The sequence below is a fragment of the Pseudomonas sp. 2024-210 genome, assembly GCF_045062345.1.
Classification (GTDB): Bacteria; Pseudomonadota; Gammaproteobacteria; order Pseudomonadales; family Pseudomonadaceae; genus Aquipseudomonas.
Genome location: NZ_JBJGEJ010000004.1, coordinates 82,095 through 100,509, shown reverse-complemented (window position 1 = coordinate 100,509; position 18,415 = coordinate 82,095). Strand labels below are relative to the sequence as shown.

Annotated in this window: 23 protein-coding genes and 1 pseudogene; 15 read left to right on the top strand and 9 right to left on the bottom strand. The window is 56.7% G+C overall.

Annotated elements, in window-relative coordinates:
* Nucleotides 1–45: 45 nt before the first annotated feature.
* Nucleotides 46–324 carry a DUF3509 domain-containing protein gene (locus ACI7MX_RS07295; RefSeq protein ID WP_314481728.1) on the top strand — a complete coding sequence of 93 codons (279 nt, stop codon included), beginning with the start codon at nucleotides 46–48 and terminating at the stop codon, nucleotides 322–324.
* Between the two features lie 72 nt (nucleotides 325–396).
* On the opposite strand, the gene mtnC is transcribed toward ACI7MX_RS07295, so the two are convergent.
* The 5 genes from mtnC to aroC all read right to left on the bottom strand — a co-directional run bounded on the left by mtnC (nucleotide 397) and on the right by aroC (nucleotide 4,628).
* On the bottom strand, nucleotides 397–1,080 hold the full coding sequence (gene mtnC, locus ACI7MX_RS07290; protein ID WP_405588134.1) for an acireductone synthase: 684 nt from the start codon (nucleotides 1,078–1,080) through the stop codon (nucleotides 397–399).
* A gap of 9 nt (nucleotides 1,081–1,089) precedes the next feature.
* Nucleotides 1,090–1,635, bottom strand: coding sequence for an acireductone dioxygenase (locus ACI7MX_RS07285; protein ID WP_314481722.1), 546 nt, complete (start codon nucleotides 1,633–1,635; stop codon nucleotides 1,090–1,092).
* Nucleotides 1,636–1,736: 101 nt separating this feature from the next.
* Nucleotides 1,737–2,357, bottom strand: coding sequence for a methylthioribulose 1-phosphate dehydratase (locus tag ACI7MX_RS07280; protein WP_314481719.1), 621 nt, complete (start codon nucleotides 2,355–2,357; stop codon nucleotides 1,737–1,739).
* The gene (locus ACI7MX_RS07275) at nucleotides 2,354–3,502 is read right to left on the bottom strand and encodes an MFS transporter (protein ID WP_405588130.1); all 1,149 of its coding nucleotides are present in this window, start codon (nucleotides 3,500–3,502) and stop codon (nucleotides 2,354–2,356) included. Before ACI7MX_RS07275 ends, ACI7MX_RS07280 begins: the two co-directional genes overlap by 4 nt.
* A gap of 34 nt (nucleotides 3,503–3,536) precedes the next feature.
* Nucleotides 3,537–4,628: a chorismate synthase gene (gene aroC, locus ACI7MX_RS07270; RefSeq protein WP_314481713.1), complete on the bottom strand. Its 1,092-nt coding sequence runs from the start codon at nucleotides 4,626–4,628 to the stop codon at nucleotides 3,537–3,539.
* A 146-nt stretch (nucleotides 4,629–4,774) separates the two neighbouring features.
* On the opposite strand from aroC, the gene ACI7MX_RS07265 reads away from it, so the two are divergent.
* On the top strand, nucleotides 4,775–5,770 hold the full coding sequence (locus ACI7MX_RS07265) for an alpha/beta hydrolase (RefSeq protein ID WP_405588126.1): 996 nt from the start codon (nucleotides 4,775–4,777) through the stop codon (nucleotides 5,768–5,770).
* A gap of 59 nt (nucleotides 5,771–5,829) precedes the next feature.
* Nucleotides 5,830–6,621, top strand: coding sequence for a hypothetical protein (locus ACI7MX_RS07260; protein WP_314481706.1), 792 nt, complete (start codon nucleotides 5,830–5,832; stop codon nucleotides 6,619–6,621).
* 76 nt (nucleotides 6,622–6,697) lie between these two features.
* Here ACI7MX_RS07260 and prmB read toward each other — a convergent pair whose 3' ends face one another.
* Nucleotides 6,698–7,606 (bottom strand): 50S ribosomal protein L3 N(5)-glutamine methyltransferase, encoded by a 909-nt coding sequence (gene prmB, locus ACI7MX_RS07255; RefSeq protein WP_314481704.1) that lies wholly within the window; start codon nucleotides 7,604–7,606, stop codon nucleotides 6,698–6,700.
* Nucleotides 7,607–7,875: 269 nt separating this feature from the next.
* On the opposite strand from prmB, the gene ACI7MX_RS07250 reads away from it, so the two are divergent.
* The 7 genes and pseudogenes from ACI7MX_RS07250 (at nucleotide 7,876) to hopBF1 (ending at nucleotide 11,759) form a co-directional block, all read left to right on the top strand.
* Nucleotides 7,876–8,466, top strand: a complete 591-nt coding sequence (locus tag ACI7MX_RS07250; RefSeq protein ID WP_314481702.1) for a cysteine hydrolase family protein — start codon at nucleotides 7,876–7,878, stop codon at nucleotides 8,464–8,466.
* A gap of 145 nt (nucleotides 8,467–8,611) precedes the next feature.
* Nucleotides 8,612–8,932 carry a hypothetical protein gene (locus ACI7MX_RS07245; protein WP_314481700.1) on the top strand — a complete coding sequence of 107 codons (321 nt, stop codon included), beginning with the start codon at nucleotides 8,612–8,614 and terminating at the stop codon, nucleotides 8,930–8,932.
* Between the two features lie 63 nt (nucleotides 8,933–8,995).
* Nucleotides 8,996–9,553: a Smr/MutS family protein gene (locus tag ACI7MX_RS07240; RefSeq protein WP_059762984.1), complete on the top strand. Its 558-nt coding sequence runs from the start codon at nucleotides 8,996–8,998 to the stop codon at nucleotides 9,551–9,553.
* Nucleotides 9,554–9,784: 231 nt separating this feature from the next.
* Nucleotides 9,785–10,003, top strand: a pseudogene (locus ACI7MX_RS07235) (site-specific integrase); the annotation flags it as partial.
* A 22-nt stretch (nucleotides 10,004–10,025) separates the two neighbouring features.
* Nucleotides 10,026–10,571, top strand: coding sequence for a GTP cyclohydrolase I FolE (gene folE / locus ACI7MX_RS07230; RefSeq protein WP_314481979.1), 546 nt, complete (start codon nucleotides 10,026–10,028; stop codon nucleotides 10,569–10,571).
* A gap of 101 nt (nucleotides 10,572–10,672) precedes the next feature.
* On the top strand, nucleotides 10,673–11,044 hold the full coding sequence (locus ACI7MX_RS07225) for a glutathione S-transferase N-terminal domain-containing protein (RefSeq protein WP_405588120.1): 372 nt from the start codon (nucleotides 10,673–10,675) through the stop codon (nucleotides 11,042–11,044).
* Nucleotides 11,045–11,147: 103 nt separating this feature from the next.
* Nucleotides 11,148–11,759 carry a T3SS effector protein kinase HopBF1 gene (gene hopBF1 / locus ACI7MX_RS07220; protein ID WP_405588117.1) on the top strand — a complete coding sequence of 204 codons (612 nt, stop codon included), beginning with the start codon at nucleotides 11,148–11,150 and terminating at the stop codon, nucleotides 11,757–11,759.
* Nucleotides 11,760–11,840: 81 nt separating this feature from the next.
* Here hopBF1 and ACI7MX_RS07215 read toward each other — a convergent pair whose 3' ends face one another.
* The gene (locus ACI7MX_RS07215; protein WP_405588114.1) at nucleotides 11,841–12,443 is read right to left on the bottom strand and encodes a glutathione S-transferase family protein; all 603 of its coding nucleotides are present in this window, start codon (nucleotides 12,441–12,443) and stop codon (nucleotides 11,841–11,843) included.
* Nucleotides 12,444–12,453: 10 nt separating this feature from the next.
* On the bottom strand, nucleotides 12,454–13,620 hold the full coding sequence (locus tag ACI7MX_RS07210; protein WP_405588111.1) for a PLP-dependent aminotransferase family protein: 1,167 nt from the start codon (nucleotides 13,618–13,620) through the stop codon (nucleotides 12,454–12,456).
* 82 nt (nucleotides 13,621–13,702) lie between these two features.
* Here ACI7MX_RS07210 and ACI7MX_RS07205 point away from each other — a divergent pair, with 82 nt between their 5' ends.
* Nucleotides 13,703–14,143: a MarR family winged helix-turn-helix transcriptional regulator gene (locus ACI7MX_RS07205; RefSeq protein ID WP_405588108.1), complete on the top strand. Its 441-nt coding sequence runs from the start codon at nucleotides 13,703–13,705 to the stop codon at nucleotides 14,141–14,143.
* Between the two features lie 102 nt (nucleotides 14,144–14,245).
* Nucleotides 14,246–14,872: a LysE family translocator gene (locus tag ACI7MX_RS07200; RefSeq protein WP_405588106.1), complete on the top strand. Its 627-nt coding sequence runs from the start codon at nucleotides 14,246–14,248 to the stop codon at nucleotides 14,870–14,872.
* Nucleotides 14,873–15,134: 262 nt separating this feature from the next.
* Here the strand turns inward: ACI7MX_RS07200 and uraH are convergent, their stop codons facing one another.
* The gene (uraH, locus tag ACI7MX_RS07195; protein WP_314481679.1) at nucleotides 15,135–15,488 is read right to left on the bottom strand and encodes a hydroxyisourate hydrolase; all 354 of its coding nucleotides are present in this window, start codon (nucleotides 15,486–15,488) and stop codon (nucleotides 15,135–15,137) included.
* Between the two features lie 375 nt (nucleotides 15,489–15,863).
* Here uraH and puuE point away from each other — a divergent pair, with 375 nt between their 5' ends.
* The 3 genes from puuE to alc all read left to right on the top strand — a co-directional run bounded on the left by puuE (nucleotide 15,864) and on the right by alc (nucleotide 18,362).
* Nucleotides 15,864–16,793, top strand: a complete 930-nt coding sequence (gene puuE, locus ACI7MX_RS07190) for an allantoinase PuuE (protein WP_314481676.1) — start codon at nucleotides 15,864–15,866, stop codon at nucleotides 16,791–16,793.
* A complete protein-coding gene (gene uraD / locus ACI7MX_RS07185; protein WP_314481673.1) occupies nucleotides 16,790–17,305 on the top strand; it encodes a 2-oxo-4-hydroxy-4-carboxy-5-ureidoimidazoline decarboxylase in 516 nt (171 codons plus the stop codon). The genes puuE and uraD overlap by 4 nt, the downstream gene beginning before the upstream one ends.
* A 61-nt stretch (nucleotides 17,306–17,366) precedes the next feature.
* A complete protein-coding gene (gene alc / locus ACI7MX_RS07180) occupies nucleotides 17,367–18,362 on the top strand; it encodes an allantoicase (protein WP_314481670.1) in 996 nt (331 codons plus the stop codon).
* Nucleotides 18,363–18,415 lie beyond the last annotated feature (53 nt).

The window sequence follows — 18,415 nt, the reverse complement described above, 5'->3', positions numbered from 1 at the left end:
CTCTTACTTCATACAAGCCTTCCACGCGCTAATGGAGATGAAGACATGAGTCTGATCCAAGAAAAATTCACTTCCCTGTTCTCGAATCACAAAGTCACCGTTAAGCCTCGCCCGGATGGTGGCGTATTGCTGACACTGTGTGACAGCGATGGCAAACAGACCCAGCGCTCTATTTCTTATGCTCAATTGCACACCGCCGAGCAATTGACTTGGGTGATCAGCGCCATCCGCCGTGACCTTGCAGGTAACGCCAGCGAATTACCGACCATTTCGATGCTGCAAAGCCAGCATCGATTTGCCTTGCCTTCGTACCATTCCGCGTAATGGCAACGAGAATCGCGCACAAACAAAAGCCAGCAGTTGCTGGCTTTTTACTGTGTTGCAGGGTGCCCCGAGTTAAAGGTGGGTCACGTCAATATCGGCAAAACTGCTGACGGTCTTGTGACCTTGCAATTCTCCACCATCGCGAGCCAGTCCACAGGTTTGCATACCCGCCGCTTGAGCCGCATCCAGCTCTAGGACGATATCTGAAAGAAACAGGATTTTCCCGGCCGGGCAGCCGATGGCTTCGGTGATATGCCGGTAGGACTGTGGTTCACGCTTGGGACCTGACGTGGTGTCAAAATAGCCACTGAACAGAGTCGAGAGATCGCCCGCATCGGAGCAGCCGAATATCAACTTCTGCGCTTGAATCGAACCTGACGAGTACACATACAGTTCATACCCCTTCTCATGCCAGCGCTTGAGGGCGTTCACCGCATCCGGGTAAACATGACCCTTCAACTCGCCCGCCTCGTAGCCTTGCTTCCAGACCATGCCTTGCAAAGCCTTGAGCGGCGTAGCCTTGCGGTCCTCGGCAATCCATTCGCCGAGAAGCTCGATGACCCGCTCGATATCTGCTTCGGGTTCGCCGCTGTCCAGTCGCACTGCACCCAACTGCATGGCCACTTCTGGCTCTTCAGCGTGAGCCCGAACAAAATCGGGCATATGCTTGGCCGCATAAGGGAACAACACGTCAAAAACGAAGCTGACGGCGCTGGTCGTGCCTTCAATATCAGTGAGGATGGCCTTGATCGGCATAGAGGTTCCTTAATCTTCGAGACGGGGAAAGCGGCTGGCGATGTCTTCACCCGTAAAGTTCGCGACCCAGCCTTCAGGGTTATTGAACAGGCGGATAGCCACGAAATGGGGATGTTCGCCCATATCAAACCAGTGAGGTGTGCCGGCTGGCACTGAGATCAGGTCGTTTTTCTCGCACAGCACTGCATAGACATAATCGCCAATGTGCAACGTGAACAACCCTCGCCCGGCAACGAAAAATCGCACTTCGTCTTCGGCATGACGATGCTCATCCAGAAACTTGGCGCGCAATTCAGCTTTCTGCGGGTGGTCGCTGTTCAGACTGATGACGTCCACGGTGATATAGCCGCGCTCAGTCATTAACTGATCAATCTGTTGACGATAAGCACTGATCACTTCTTCCTGAGTCGCACCCGGCTGGATCGGCGCTGCGGCTTGCCAACGATCAAAGCGCACACCCTGCTCGGCCAGGGTGGACTGGATGTCTTCAAGGTGCGTCAACACCTTGTTCGGGAGTTCGGGGCTGGAGGTGTGATAAACGGACAGGCTGCTCATGGATACGGTTCCTCGGCATAAGTGTGCGCTTTCGGCTTTTGCAGGCCGTTCAGGCAAACCATTGAATTCAGGCAGTGAGCTTCTTCACGGTGAAGTCAGCGTTAACGGTTAAGTACGGCACGGGTTTTGAGCTCACATTCAAACAAGAACTCGAAGGCCTCGATCTGACGCAGTGCATCGCTCATTCGCGCCCCCCATGTGTACAGGCCGTGTCCACGGATCAAGTAGCCCACGCAGTCAGGGTGAGCCTCAAGCCACGGCTGAACGTTGGCAGCCAAACGCTCGATGTCCTGATCATTGTCAAAAATAGGCACCTGCACTTTCGACGCGTGGGTTGATACCCCGTTGAAGGCTTTTTGCAGCTCGTAGTCTTCAAATTCAAGGCTGTTACCGGGCGTAAGCCGCGACAGCACGGTCGCATTGACCGAATGCGTGTGCAACACCGCACCAATTTCAGGCCGCCAGCGGTAAAGCTGTGTATGAAGCAAGGTCTCGGCAGAAGGTTGTTTGCCTGGCTCAAGGCTATTACCCGACAAATCGGTAGCCAGTACATCATTCAGGCCCAACTGGCCTTTATGTTTACCTGAGACCGTCAATAATGCCTCGGTGGCCGACAGTCGGGTCGAATAGTTACTACTGGTGGCAGGCGACCAGCCACGACCGTATAAAAAGCGCCCGGCTTCTATGATTTCCAGGCTCAGGTGTTCACGGGTAAGGCTCATGGCCTGTCCTCTTGCAGTCGAGTTGCGATGATAACGGCTGCGGCCAGTGCTGCGGCGCTTGCCATACTAAAGGTGATAGTCGGGCCGAGTGTGTTCCAGCTGTAACCGGCATAAAGCGCACCCACGGCGCCCCCGATGCCCGCCAATGTGGCGTATAGCGCTTGCCCCTGACCTTGTTGGCCGGGGGCGAAACTGCGTTGAACGAAGGCCATGGCACACGCGTGAAAACTGCCAAAAGTGGCCGCATGCAGCAGTTGAGCCAGCAACAATACCCACAGGTATTCGGCAAACGAGCCCAGCATCAGCCATCGCAGGGCGGCCAGTAAAAAGCTGACCATAAGCACTCTGCGCACCGAAAATGCCAGCAAGATACGCCGCATGGCCATAAACATCAGGACTTCTGCCACCACACCCAACGCCCACAGCAGGCCAATCACACCCCGGCTGTAGCCCAAGTCTTCAAGGTGCAGGGTCAGAAAGGTGTAATACGGCCCGTGGCTCATCTGCATCAATGCGACACAAGCAAAAAACGCCAGCACGCCGGGTCTACGCAACTGCTGTATAAAACCGCCGACCAGCACATTGCGCCCCTGGCTGGACGGCCGCGCTCCGGGAACCCACAGGCTGCACAGCACAATGCCTGCCATTATGGCGAGCACAGCAGCAGGATAAATATCCAGATCCAGCCACTCAAACAGGCGCCCCAGAATCACCACGGCCAGAATGAAACCAATCGAGCCCCACAGCCGGATCTGACTATAGCGCTCGGGCTGCTGGCGCAAATGGGCGAAGGTGATGACTTCGAACTGCGGCAGCACCGCATGCCAAAAAAACGCATGCAGGGCCATGACCAATGCCAGCCACGCATAGCTCTTGCTGACAAAGATCAGGCTGAAACTGAGCAAGGTGCACAGTGCACCGAGCCGAACAATCAGCAAGCGTCGCCCCGTATAGTCGCCTAGCCAGCCCCAAAGATTAGGCGCCACACAGCGCATCAACATCGGGATGGCCACCAACTCGCCTATTCTGGCGCTCGAGAAACCGAGATGGTGGAAGTACAGCGCCAGGTACGGCGCGGTAGCACCCAGCAAGGCGAAGTAGAAAAGATAGAAACCTGACAACCGCCAGTAAGGAAGTGGTGCCACGGTCGTCAGACCACGGCACCCACACACCCCGGCATTACAACTGACCCAGCACAGGCGTGCTCACACGCACATCGGCATTTTGCCCACGGTGGCGCAGCAGATGGTCCATCAGCACAATGGCCATCATGGCTTCGGCAATGGGTGTGGCGCGAATGCCGACACAGGGGTCATGGCGACCTTTGGTGATCACGTCGACCGGGTTGCCATGAACATCTATCGAGCGCCCCGGCGTGGTGATGCTGGAGGTGGGCTTCAACGCGAGGTGCGCAACAATCGGCTGACCGGACGAAATACCGCCCAAAATGCCGCCCGCATTGTTGCTCGCAAAACCCTCAGGCGTCAGCTCGTCGCGGTGCTCGGTGCCGCGCTGGGCAACGCTGGCGAAACCTGCGCCTATTTCAATGCCCTTGACCGCATTGATGCTCATCAAGGCATGGGCCAGTTCAGCGTCCAGACGATCAAAAATCGGCTCACCCAACCCAGGAATGACACCTTCGGCCACCACCGTGATTTTGGCACCCACCGAGTCCTGATCGCGACGAAGTTGATCCATATAAGCCTCAAGCTCTGGCACTTTGTCCGGGTCAGGGCTGAAAAAGGCGTTTTGCTCGACCGAATCCCAGGTCTTGAACGGGATTTCAATCGGGCCCAGCTGGCTCATATAGCCCCGGATTACAATGCCCTGGGTCGCCAGATACTTCTTGGCGATCGCACCCGCAGCAACCCGCATCGCAGTTTCACGTGCAGAACTGCGCCCGCCACCGCGATAATCACGCTCACCGTATTTATGGTGGTAGGTGTAATCGGCATGGGCGGGGCGAAACAGATCTTTGATCGCCGAATAGTCTTTGGACTTCTGGTCAGTGTTGCGAATCAGCAGGCCAATGGCACAGCCCGTGGTGCGCCCTTCGAACACACCGGAAAGGATCTCGACTTCGTCCGGCTCCTGACGCTGCGTGGTGTGACGGCTGGTGCCGGGCTTGCGGCGGTCAAGATCGCGCTGCAAGTCTTCAAGGGACAGCTCAAGCCCGGGCGGGCAGCCATCAACAATGGCGACCAACGCCGGGCCATGGCTTTCGCCTGCGGTGGTGACAGTGAACAGCTTGCCGTAGGTATTGCCGGACATGCAGGGAGCTCCGCGAAAAACAGTTGATTAGATTCAACCTCGTTTACTATGCGCGCCAGTATACGCAGGCTGCCCTACTAGTTCATCCTCCAACCTTACTCATCCGGGTTTGTAGAACCGGCACATTAGACAATGATGGCGTAACGATGCTGCGAATATTCTTTTTAGCGCTGACCCTGTTCTGCACTCAGGCCCTGGCGGCCACTTCCTCTAATGTTCTGCTGCGCCCTATTGAACTGGACACTGGCTCCGGCACACTTTACGGCTCACTGGTGCTTCCAAAAAGCGACAAGCCAGTGCCTGTCGTGCTGATACTGGCGGGCTCCGGCCCAACTGACCGTGATGGCAACAACCCGATTGGCGGGCGCAACGATGCCTTGAAAAAACTGGCATGGCGTCTGGCCCAAAGCAATATCGCCAGCGTGCGTTTTGACAAGCGCGGGATTGCCCAAAGCCAGCCCGCAACCCCGGATGAGCGGCAACTGAGCGTGGACAAATACGTTGACGATGCCGTGGCCTGGGGCGAGAAGCTCAAGGCAGACCCGCGCTTCGGCAAGGTATTCGTATTGGGCCACAGCGAAGGTGCCCTGATTGCCAGCCTCGCGGCCCCGCGCATTGGGGCCGCCGGTGTGATCTCGATTGCGGGTACAGGGCGCCCGGTCGGCGCGTTATTGCGTGAGCAACTGCAACGTAATCATTTGCCCCCCGCCTTGCTCAAACGCAGCTTTGAACTGATCAGCTCACTGGAAGCCGGCCATACCGACGATAACGTGCCCAAAGACCTCGAAGCCGTGTTCCGACCCAGCGTGCAGCCGTACATGATCAGCCTGCTGCACTACAACCCGGCCACCGCTTTTGCGGCATTGAAAATGCCGGCACTGATTATTCAGGGCACTCACGACATTCAGGTCGACGTCAAAGATGCGCGCTTGCTCAAGGCAGCCAAACCCGATGCCGTCCTGACGTTGATCAATGGCATGAACCACGTGATGCGTATTGTCCCGATGGACATGAAGCGTCAGGTTCAGTCCTACAACGACCCCAATCAGCGACTCGCGGGGGAATTGGGCGATCGAACTGTGCGCTTCATCACTAAAGTGAATGCAGGCAAACCCTCCAGTCCTGCGCATAACGGCCGATAAGCCGGTGTCGGCGGCCTTTGCTTGCCCGACATACCGGGCTTGCACAGGATTCTGCCGTTATGAGCGACACCCCAACACCACACGCGGGCACTGAAGAGCCGGCACCGCCCGAGGCGACCACACGCCCTTGGGCGGACGTGCAACCCGAGCATTTCAAAATGCTGCGCCTGGCACCTCTGCCAACGGATCGCAGCACGGGCGCTCGGCCGTTGCGTTTTGTCCAGTTCGGGTACACCGAACGCCACAACAAAGACTTCAGCCTCTTGCGCTTGAGCATCCTGCTGCCCAACCAGAAAGTGCGCAAAGAACAGAACCATCTCGACGTCTGGCTGGACCATGCCACCCGACAAGTGAGCATCACCCCCGAGAGCGGCTTGCAAATTGAACCTCTGAACCGAGGTATCGGACGCTTCCTGATGGCGCAGGCCATCCTGTGGGCGCAGAAAAAATATTCGCGCTACACATTTGAAAAAATGAGCTTGCCGAGCCGGGATGCCTTGAGCGAAGACACTCGACAGCGGCGCGACCATAGCTTGCGCACCCAAGGCTTTGACGTGGTGTACGAAGATGCCCTGCATCTCAAAGCCCACATAAAGGCCGTAGAAGTCAGTGACCTCTACTCCACCTGGAACAGTGAAAAATTGCAGCTAGTGGAAATTCTTGAAGCCGCGCAGATGCTCCAGCAAGCCGAACAGACATTGCAGGAGCAAGAAGTAAAATTGCGGACCAAAGAAGACAGGATCAGCAAGTTCCAGCGAGAAGACATCGGCTTACGCTTCACCATCACCTGCCTGGTGGCCTTTGCGGTGTTTCAGGCCGCCCTGCTGATCTGGATTGCGACGCACCGTTAGGTGCGCATTGCACAAGCAAAAAACTATAGCCGCTGACGAGCAGCCTTCGTTCCTCGTCAGCAGCTACAGGCCCTTCTTAAACGCGCGAAGCAAACAGCGCTTGATGTTCCCGGCATTGCTGCGCGGTCAGCATAAACACGCCGTGACCGCCACGTTCAAAGTCCAACCAGGCAAAATCAACTTCCGGGTAAAGGGCTTCAACGTGAACCTGACTGTTGCCCACCTCAACAATCAACAAGCCTTTTTCGGTCAAGTGATCAGCGGCTTCGGCCAACATTCGGCGCACCAGGTTCAGCCCGTCATCGCCGCACGCCAGACCCAATTCAGGCTCATGCTGATATTCCGCCGGCATATCGGCAAAGTCTTCAGCATCGACATAGGGCGGGTTTGACACGATCAGGTCAAAACGCTGACCCGGCAGGCCATCGAAGCCATCGCCCTGAACGGTATAAACGCGCTCATCCACACCATGGCGTTCAATGTTTTGATTGGCGACTTCCAGGGCTTCATACGACAGATCGGCCAGCACCACTTCGGCGTTCTGGAATTCGTAGGCGCACGCGATGCCGATACAGCCCGAGCCGGTGCACAAATCGAGGATGCGCGCAGGTTCACTGGCCAACCAGGGCTCAAAACGTTTTTCAATCAGCTCACCAATCGGCGAACGCGGGATCAACACGCGCTCATCAACGATAAACGACATGCCGCAGAACCAGGCTTCACCCAACAAATAAGCGGTTGGCACACGCTCTTCGATTCGGCGCTTGAGCAAATGCTGCACATTGACCAGCTCATCGTCCTCAAGGCGGCAATCAAGGTAGCTGTCCGCAATTTCCCAGGGCAGGTTCAACGCACCCAGCACCAATTGACGGGCTTCGTCCCAAGCATTGTCGGTGCCATGACCAAAGAACAGCTCTTCCCCATGAAAGTGGCTAACGGCCCAGCGAATATGGTCGCGCAATGTGCGCAGGCGGGAAGTGATCAATGGTCTTACTCCTAAAAATCGACCGGCGATTCTAACAGCCAAACCTCTACACAGCCAAAGTTGTGCCCAGCGGGGGTTTGCCCCCAGACACTGACGCTAAAACCAGGCCTGAAGGCGCGGTTCGTTCGGTTTTGCAAATTTTTGTACTGATGTGCTCACACTTGACATCGCTGTAGGCCAACAACTACGTGCCTTACACGACTAGTCATTCACATAAACGCTCGGTCAGTGGAGAATGTCGCAAAAGCCCTACCCAAAGGAGCCCCTGAATGTCCGCTTTAAAGACGATGTTTCAACTTACCGGGCGTGGTTATGCCGCAGCCAGCCTGAGTAATGCCAGCCTGCTGATCATCGATGCGCAGAAAGAATACCTCAGCGGGCCTTTGGCCCTGTCGGGGATGGAGGCCGCCACCGCCAACATCGCCGCGCTCCTCGAAGCAGCCCGCAGGGCCAAGCGCCCGGTAATCCACGTACGCCATCTGGGCACCGTTGGCGGCCTGTTCGACCCTCATGGCGAACGCGGCGAGTTCATCAAAGGCCTGGAGGCCACGGACGATGAAGTCATCATTGAAAAGCGCATGCCCAATGCTTTCAACGACACAGGTCTGAAAGATGCGCTGGAAAACGCCGGCCCGCTGGACTTGATCGTCTGCGGCTTCATGAGCCACTCCAGCGTCAGCACCACGGTGCGCGCCGCCAAGGACTATGGTTTTCGCTGCACGCTGGTCGAAGATGCATGCGCCACCCGCGACTTGCCCACACGTGACGGCTTCATCCCCGCCGCCGACGTGCAGAGAACCGAAATGGCCATCATGAATGACAACTTCGCGACGTTGGCACTGACTCAAAACCTTATCTGATCGCCCCCCCCTGTTAGGCGGACTCTTGCGCCGCCTATCGGTAAATCCACGCTGCTACACGTTTAGCCTTCATTTCTGAACATCTTCCGGAACAACCTGCCTATGTTCCTGTCGAAGGGCCGATACCCTTTAAGGAAATATCGGAATGAAGATCGCCGATGGTTTTGATGCGCGGCGCTTGCGTCCCAAAGCACACAGTAACTGGCGCTCGCGACTGGTTCTGACCTTCGCAGCTCTGCTCACCCTCTGCGGCGTACTTTTGCTCGTAGTGGGCGCCAGCAGCCTGATTGGCCAACCGGCGGCGTTGGGCGACCTCAACGCCAGCCCCGCAGGTGCTGCTATCGTTCTCGTCATCGGCTTGTTAATCAGTTGGCTGGGTGTCTGGCTATGGCGCCGTTGTCGCCGTCAGATGCGCCAACCCATGGGCCTTAACATGGCTGCGCACCTGATGAAAAAACGCGACTGAGGCACATCCAGCGCACGATAGCCGTCGACTTGGGTAAACTGTCCGACCTTCGCGGAGGCTGACATGCAAGACGACGACTTTTCTCTTTTTAAAAATGAAATTCGCGGTGTTAAACCGATCAAACATGATCGGGCTGACACTGGAAAACCTAAAGCTGACCGTGCGCAACTGGCCAAACTGCGGCAAAACGCTATCGTGCGCAGCAATGAAACCATTATCGACGGCTTGTCTGACCAGTTTGTCATTGATGTAGGCCCTGAAGATCAGTTGAGCTGGGCGCGTGACGGCGTGCAAGAAAGCCAGATGCGCAAACTTAAACTTGGCCAGATCAGCTTTGAGGGCAGCCTTGACCTGCACGGCATGACCGTTGAGAAGGCCCGGGAAACCCTGTGGGAGTTTCTCAGCGAAGCCACCCGCCTCGAAGTACGTTGCGTACGTGTGACGCATGGCAAAGCCGTGCGCCTGGACGGCAAACGCCCCATGATCAAAAGCCACGTCAACACGTGGCTGCGACAGCACTCACAGGTACTGGGATTCTGCTCCTGCCAGGCCAAACACGGTGGCGCCGGAGCGGTATACGTCATGCTTAAACGCACCATGATGGAGGGCCGCGACGAATAACGTCGTGTCGCGACAAAGGGCTTGCCCGCAGAGGTGATCTGCGCCCACCGTTCCCAATACCGCGTACGCGCCGTAGTCCTTTAGCGACTCAACCGGTACAAAAAGAACCATTCAAGGGGGGGCGCAACACCCCAATGCTGTCAGTTAATGTCTCTTTGCGTTAAAGGCATTTCTGAGTGATTAGGCGGACGCGCTTTTGCGCGAACCGTGCCAAATACGAATTTCATCGCACGTCGCTCATGCAACGGGAGGTGCACCTACGCTACCATGTGCCCCATGGCAGGCATGAACCCTGCGTTTATCACCAATCAGCTTGGCCACAGCGTGCAGGGGTTGCTATCAACTGACGCTCAATGGTTTGATTCCAGCCCTGACTGGAGCGAGCTCGGGACACTCGAACACAGCATGATTGGTACAACATTGGTACGACCCGACGAAGTGCCACTATGAAACCCGCATGGAATATAGCCCTGTGACATTGGAACAAAACTACACCGCCATTCTGGGCCAGCTTGGTGAAGACGTCACCCGAGAAGGCTTGCTGGACACACCCAAGCGTGCCGCCAAGGCCATGCAGTACCTGTGCCGCGGCTACGAGCAGACGCTTGATGAAGTCACCAACGGTGCCTTGTTCAGCTCTGACAACAGCGAAATGGTACTGGTCAAGGACATCGAGCTTTACTCGCTGTGCGAGCACCACTTGTTGCCGTTTATCGGCAAGGCTCACGTCGCGTACATTCCAAGCGGCAAAGTGCTGGGCTTGTCAAAAGTCGCGCGCATCGTCGACATGTATGCCCGTCGCCTGCAAATTCAGGAAAACCTGAGCCGCCAGATCGCCGACGCCGTCATGCAGGTAACCGGCGCCCTGGGTGTTGCCGTAGTGATTGAGGCCAAGCATATGTGCATGATGATGCGCGGTGTCGAGAAGCAAAACTCGTCGATGATCACTTCGGTGATGCTGGGCGAGTTCCGCGACAATGCGGCCACGCGCACTGAGTTTCTCAGCCTGATCAAGTAACGCGGCGTGCCAAAGAAAACCGGCGTTCATCGCCGGTTTTTTTTCGCCTGCCAATTTCAGGTAAGCTTCGCGCTTTATTAAACGCCAATGAGGCTTTTACTGTGATTATCAAAGCGCTTCGCGTAGGCCTGGGTCAGTTGATCATCGCGGGCGATTTCATGACTCGCCCCAACAAAAAACAACGCAGCGCAGCTGCTCAGGCGGTGGTCGATAAGGCCGCCAAAGACCTGACGCTGTACCAGTTTCATGCCTGCCCGTTTTGTGTAAAAACCCGTCGAAATTTGCGTCGTTTGAATGTGCCTGTGGCACTGCGTGATGCCAAGAATAATGAGCAGGATCGTCAGACCCTGCTGGAGCAAGGCGGCAAGATCAAAGTGCCTTGCCTGCGCATCGAAGAAGACGGCAAGACCACCTGGATGTACGACTCCAAGGTGATCATTGACTACCTGAACCAGCGGTTTGGCAACGTCTAACCCGCTGCCAGCGTTTTAGTCCTGCACAAGCGGAACCTCTCTGGCGCCAAGACCACTCACTCCAGAACTGATAACCGCATCAGCACATAGAGCGAGTGGCAACATGTTCATTTCAAGTTCGGCTGTAACTCAAAAACACCCCTCTGCCACGTCTGACGCACCCTGCGACACACCCGGTGAGTTCAAGCACATTACAGAGCTGGGACAAAAGCTGGGCAGCGGCAGCCAGAAAGATGTGTTCCATTCCCGGCAAGACCCTCGCCAGTGCATTTGCCTGTTCCGCCCGGGTACCACTGGGAGTATCCCTGCCCAGGACTATGCCGCTAAAGAGCTGGCCACCACCAAACGCTTGAAAGCGCTGGGTTTCCCTGTGGTGGACGCCCATGCGCTGGTCAAATACGGCAACACGGTGGGCGTGTCGAAGGACTTCATTCATAACGCCATCGATTCCGAAGACATCGTGCAGAACCGCACCTCCCTGCCCACCAAGGCATGGTTCAACGAAAATGTGGTCAATGACTGCAAGGCAATCATCAACACATTGAGAAGCCACAGCGTGCACATTGAGGACCTGCAGTTCCTTATCGACAGCAATGGCCACGTGCTGATCAACGACCCGCGTGACATCGTGCGTTCTTCACCCGAGAAAAGCGTGGGCAAGGTCAATGAACTGCGCGCCCATGCACTCAATAATTTGCTGGATGACAGTGACTGAGGACTGGGGTCGTCAAAACGTAAAAAACCGCCGCTGCGCTTGATTGCGAAGAAGGCGGTTTTTTTAACCGTCACGCCATGCTCAAGCGAGCATGGCGATATGACGAGGATGACTGGCCACCCGCTGCAGCCAGCCTTGAATGCCCGGATAAGCACTCAAATCAAAACCACCCTGATGCGCCACATGGGTGTACGCATACAGCGTCACGTCGGCGATGGAGTAATGCTCGCCCACCAGATACGGCGTGCGACCCAGCTGCTGCTCCATCACGTCCAGCGCCTTGTAACCGCGCGTCTGCAGCTTGCGATATTCCTCAAGACGCTCCGGCGGCAAGCCGAGGTAAAACTCGATAAACCGCGCGACCGCAATGTAGGGCTCATGGCTGTACTGCTCGAAAAACTGCCACTGCAACACCTGCGTGCGTAGACGCGGCTCGGTTGGTAAAAAGTCGCTGCCATCGGCCAGAAAGTTAAGAATCGCATTGGATTCCCACAGGCATGTGCCGTCTTCCAGCTCCAGCACCGGCACTTTGCCGTTCGGATTTTTAGCCAGAAACGCTGGCGTTTGCGCTTCCCCTTTGAGAATGTCGACCGAGTGCCACTGATACTCAAGGCCCAGCAAATGCAGCATCAACTTGACCTTGTAACAGTTGCCCGAGTTGTAATCGCCGTAAACCTTGAGCATCACCACTCCTTTAGGCCGCCTGTGCGGCCTGTGCTTGACGGATAACAGAAGCAAGACGCTTGAGACCTTCGTGCAGACGCTCAGGGTCGATATGGCTGAAGTTAAGGCGCAGGCTGCCGACGTTTTCATCCGGATTGGCAAAGAACGGCTCACCCGGCATAAACGCCACGTTCTGCTCCAGCGCAGGCTTGAGCAAAGTACGAGTGTCGAAGGGCTGCTTGAGCGTCAGCCAGAAGAACAGCCCGCCTTGTGGTACATGCCAGTCTGCCAAGTCACTGAAATGCTCTTCGAGCGCCAGCTGGAAACCATCGCGGCGCACACGGTAGAAATCACGCAGTTCGGCCAAATGATTGCTCATCTTTTCAGTGCCGATCCACTGCAAGGCTTGCCATTGACCGACCCGGTTGGTGTGCAAGTCCGCCGATTGCTTAAGGCGCAACAAATGCGGGAACAAATCCGGGCTGGCAATCAGGAAACCGACACGCAAACCCGGCAGTAAGGTTTTGGACACAGTCCCGGTGTAGATCCAGCTGGCTTTTTTCAGTCGGCTGACAATAGGCGTGGCGCTGCCACCATCGAAATTCAGTTCACGGTACGGCTCATCTTCAATCAGAGTGACCCCGAACTCGTCCAGCAAAGCCGCCACAGCATCACGTTTGGCCTCGCTGTAACGCACCGCCGACGGGTTCTGGAAGGTCGGAATCAAATAGATGAACGCAGGCGTGTGCTTGCTCAGCTCTACGCGCAGAGCCGCCAGATCCGGGCCGTCGGCCAGCAGCGGGAAGCTTAAGCATTCAGCACCAAACAGTTGGAAGATCTGCAGCGCAGCCAGGTAGGTCGGCGCTTCGAGCATGATCTCGGTGCCTTTGTCGATGTACAGCTTGGCCGCCAGATCCAGCGCCTGTTGCGAGCCGCTCAGCACCATCACTTGGCTAGCGTCGCAATCCACACCCAATGCACGGGCTTCAGCGGCCAGTACCTCACGCAACGCCGGCTCGCCTTCGCTCATGCCGTACTGACCCATCGAAGCGGGCATGTCGCTCCAGTCCACTTTTGGCAACATGGCTTCAGCCGGTAGACCGCCTGCAAACGACATGACTTCCGGACGTTGGGCCGCAGCCAGAATTTCGCGAATCAAAGAGCTTTTCAGGCGGGAAATACGTTCGGAGAAGGCCATACAGATCACCGGTAGCAGAAGTAATTGGAAATAAGTCAAACTGGTAGACCGAAATTACGCCGCGAAGCCTAGATACGTCAATATGCTTGACCTTAAAAATCCAACCACTCAGCGTGCCGCCATGGAAGCATTCTTCTTTGGCTATCAAGCGTTTACCGCCAAAGCGGACGAAATGCTGGCGCGCCGCGGACTGAGTCGGGTGCATCAGCGCATCGTTTTTTTTATCGCCCATCACCCTGGCCTTAGCGTCAAAGAACTGTTGTCGCTGCTCGGTGTGAGCAAGCAAGCGCTGAACACGCCCTTGCGCCAGCTGATTGAGCTGGGACTGGTGCGCAGCGTGGCTCCCCAGACTGACAAGCGTAAGCGACTGCTGGAGTTGACCGCCTCGGGCGTGCGCTTTGAAGCCAATTTACGCCGCGAACAGGTCAAGCTCATGCAACGGGTCTTCGCTCAGGCAGGCGAAGAGGCGGTCGATGGCTGGCTGACAATCAACACGGCACTGGGACAGAGCCGATTGCCTTGATCTTCCGCATCAACTCAAAACAAAACTTGCTTTTTTTGTATACAAAGTCATAAATCGAGTGACCCGGCAATGGTGCGCGGGGGATTGTGCATGGAGGACGTGATGAGTCTGGAAACCTGGCTGCTGTTCAGCAGCGCGGCATTGATAGTGATCCTGATACCGGGGCCACTCTCGCTCTTGATGATCAGCAACAGTTTGAACTATGGCTTACGGCGTTCTTATCCAGCCTTTCTGGGCGGGGTGTTTGCCTCCATTTGCCTGCTCAGCGCCTCGGCACTGGGCTTGGGTGCCCTGCTGCTGGCTTCGGAACAATTGTTCAGCGTGCTGAAAATCGTCGGTGCGCTGTACCTGTTTTATCTGGCCTGGCAGAGCTGGAAACAATCACGCGAGCCTGCCACGGCGGCGAATGTTCCTGACGCCGCACCGAAACCGCGCTTTGGCGCACTGTTTGGGCGCGCGTTTGTACTGGGCGCCAGCAATCCGAAGGATATTTTGTTCTTTGCAGCCTTCTTGCCGCAGTTTCTTAGCCCTCAGCAGCCTTTCCTCCCACAATTGCTGGTCATGATCGCAACCTGGACCGTGCTCGACCTGCTGTGCAAGCTGGCCTACGGCCTTGGCGCCCACGGCGCGGCGGGCTATTTGCGCAGCGGCAAGGGCCAGAGCTGGTTTAACCGCGTCAGTGCCGGGTTGTTCAGCGTGGCGGGCACCGCGTCGTTATTGAGCCGTTAGTCAGCCGCACGCCGAGCCTTGTAGCCGCTGACGAGGAACGAAGGCTGCGATCGACGATGCAATCGTCGTAGGTTCTATGAGGGACTTTTGATCCCTTGGCAATGTGGTGAATAGGGTGCAGCGCAATGGAAAATTACGATGGCTGCGCCACCGATCGCAGCCTTCGTTCCTCGTCAGCGGCTACGAGATTTGCGTTTAATGCGGGCAAAAAAAAGCCCGCAGTGTGAGCGGGCAAAGAACCACATGCGCAGATCGAAAACCGTTAGCTGCCGCGATACGTCGAGTAGCTATAGGGCGATATCAGCAGCGGCACGTGGTAGTGGTCCTGCTCGGCACTGATCCCGAAACGCAGCACCACCACATCCAGAAACGCAGGCTCGGGCAGTTGCACACCCCGCGCACGGTAGTAATCCCCCGCACTGAACTGCACCTGATAAACCCCGGACTGATAGTCATCCCCTTGCAACAGCGGCGCGTCGCAACGACCGTCACTGTTGGTCAGCGCCGTCGCCACCAGCGTCAATTGCGTACCGTCCACTCTGTATAGCTCGACCTTGATCGAGCTGCCCGGACAGCCGTGTGCAGCATCCAAAACGTGCGTAGTCAAACGTCCCATACGATTGCGCAACCTCCAGCCAGCGGTAAATAAAAACAGTGCCAAACCTTTTTGGGGCCACCCAAAACTACGGCACTGCGAAGATTAAGACACTTATAAAAAAAATTGTACACAATTAAAACGCCATTTACGCTCAGCCCGCAAAAGCCGCGGCTCTAGGCCATATTCCTCAAGAGCTAGGATCTAAAGCGACTTCAGATTCATAACCTGACCAATCAGGCAAGTTTCTTGCAAGTACCCTTCCGTGATCAGGCATGATAAAAATGCACCCATGCAGGGTTACAAATGGATTGCAAAGTTGTATACAATCAGGCCAACGCAGTGACGCCAGGTCTGGCCAATCAACTGTTAACACCCACAATAAGGAAGACTGCAGTGAGCGCCGACTATCCACGCGACCTGATTGGTTACGGTCCACACCCTGTGCACCCTCATTGGCCGGACAACGCCCGCATCGCCCTGTCTTTCGTACTCAACTACGAAGAAGGGGGGGAGCGCAACATTCTCCACGGCGACAAAGAATCTGAAGCGTTCCTCTCAGAAATGGTGTCTGCGCAGCCACTGCAAGGCGAGCGCAACATGAGCATGGAATCGCTCTATGAATACGGCAGCCGCGCCGGTGTCTGGCGCGTGCTCAAACTGTTTCGCGAATTCGACATCCCGCTCACCGTCTTCGCCGTGGCGATGGCCGCCCAGCGCCATCCGGATGTCATCCGCGCGATGGTTGCCGAAGGCCATGAAATTTGCAGTCACGGTTATCGCTGGATCGACTACCAGTACATGGATGAAGCCCAGGAACGCGAGCACATGCTCGAAGCGATTCGCATCCTCACCGAGATCACCGGCGAACGCCCTCTGGGCTGGTACACCGGGCGCACCGGCCCCAATACGCGGCGACTGGTGATGGAAGAAGGCGGCTTTTTGTACGACTCCGACACCTACGACGATGACCTGCCCTACTGGGAACCGAACAACCCAACTGGCAAAGCGCATCTGGTGATTCCGTACACGCTGGACACCAACGACATGCGCTTCACGCAGGTGCAGGGTTTCAACACCGGCGAGCAGTTTTTCCAGTACCTCAAGGACGCATTCGACGTGCTTTACGCCGAAGGCGCCGAATCGCCAAAAATGCTTTCCATCGGTTTGCATTGCCGCCTGATTGGCCGCCCTGCCCGTCTGGCCGCCCTTAAGCGGTTTATTGAATACGCCAAAAGTCACGAACAGGTCTGGTTTACCCGCCGCGTCGACATTGCCCGCCACTGGCACGCCACTCACCCTTTCAACGCAGAGACTGCCCTATGAGCGCCTTCACCACCCTCAAGCCTTCCCAACTGAGCCGAGAAGCGTTCGTGGCAGCCTTTGCCGATATTTACGAGCACTCGCCGTGGGTGGCCGAAAAGGCCTACGACTTGGGCCTGGACGCAAGCGTCGATGACATCCAGACCCTGCACCAACGCATGAGTGACATTTTGTTGAGCGCTGATCACGCCAGCCAGCTGGCACTGATCAATGCTCACCCGGACCTGGCCGGCAAAGCTGCCGTTCAGGGCCAACTCACCGAAGCCAGCACCCACGAACAAGCTGGCGCCGGTATCCACCAATGCACGGCCGAAGAGTTTCAGCGCTTCACCGAGCTGAACGAAGCCTACAAAGCCAAGTTCAAGTTTCCCTTCATCATGGCGGTAAAAGGCAGCGACCGGCACCAGATCCTCGCCGCGTTCGAAACGCGCATCCACAACCCGGCAGACGTCGAGTTCACGTGTGCGTTGGCAGAAATCAACAAGATCGCCCTGTTCCGATTACGCCAGCTCTAAGCCGGGCCGGCACCTGTCGGTAACGGATCCCCAGCCACTTATTTAAAGGCAGACCAGAAGAATGAAAGCTTACGCCGTACCGTTCGAGAAATTCGTCAACTTGGCCGATGCCCGCCTGGGCACCAAAATCATCTCCGTGACCGATGATTGGTTCGCCGATGCCAACCGCCTGTTTCAGCCGACCCCGGCCGTATGGAAGGAGGGCGTTTTCGATGACAACGGCAAGTGGATGGACGGCTGGGAGTCGCGCCGCAAACGCTTTGAAGGCTATGACAGTGCTGTCATCCGCCTCGGCGTGCCTGGCTCGATCAAAGGCGTGGACATCGACACTTCATTCTTCACCGGCAACTTTCCGCCGTCTGCCTCTCTAGAGGCCTGCTTCCTGGCCTCGGGCGAACCTGACGCCAACACTCAGTGGGTTGAAGTGCTGTCAGCCGTCGAACTGCAAGGCAACAGCCACCACTACCACGAAATCAGCAACGACCAGGCGTTCAGCCACTTGCGTTTCAACATCTACCCGGACGGCGGTGTAGCACGGCTGCGTGTCTATGGTGTGCCGTTCCGTGACTGGTCGGCCGTGGGTGACAACGAGCAGGTTGACCTGGCGTCAGCCCTTAACGGGGGCCGTGCCCTCGCCTGCTCCGACGAACACTTCGGGCGCATGAGCAACATCCTCAACCCGGGCCGTGGCATCAACATGGGTGATGGCTGGGAAACCGCACGTCGCCGCACGCCCGGCAATGACTGGGTCATCGTTGCGCTGGGCCATGCCGGGGTCATCGAGCAGATCGTCATCGACACCCTGCACTTCAAGGGCAACTACCCGGACTCCTGCTCGATTCAGGGCGCCTTCGTCAAAGGCGGCACCGACAGCCAGATCGAAACCCAGAGCCTGTTTTGGCGTGAACTGCTGCCCAGCCAAAAAATGGACATGCACGCCGAGCACAGTTTCAGCGAGCAGATCAAAGACCTTGGCCCGATCACCCACGTTCGTCTGAACCTGTTCCCGGACGGTGGTGTAAGCCGCCTGCGCATTCTGGGCAAAGTCGCCAAATAACGCCGCAACTGTAGCCGCTGCCGCAGGCTGCGATGGGTTGCGAAGGGCCTTCA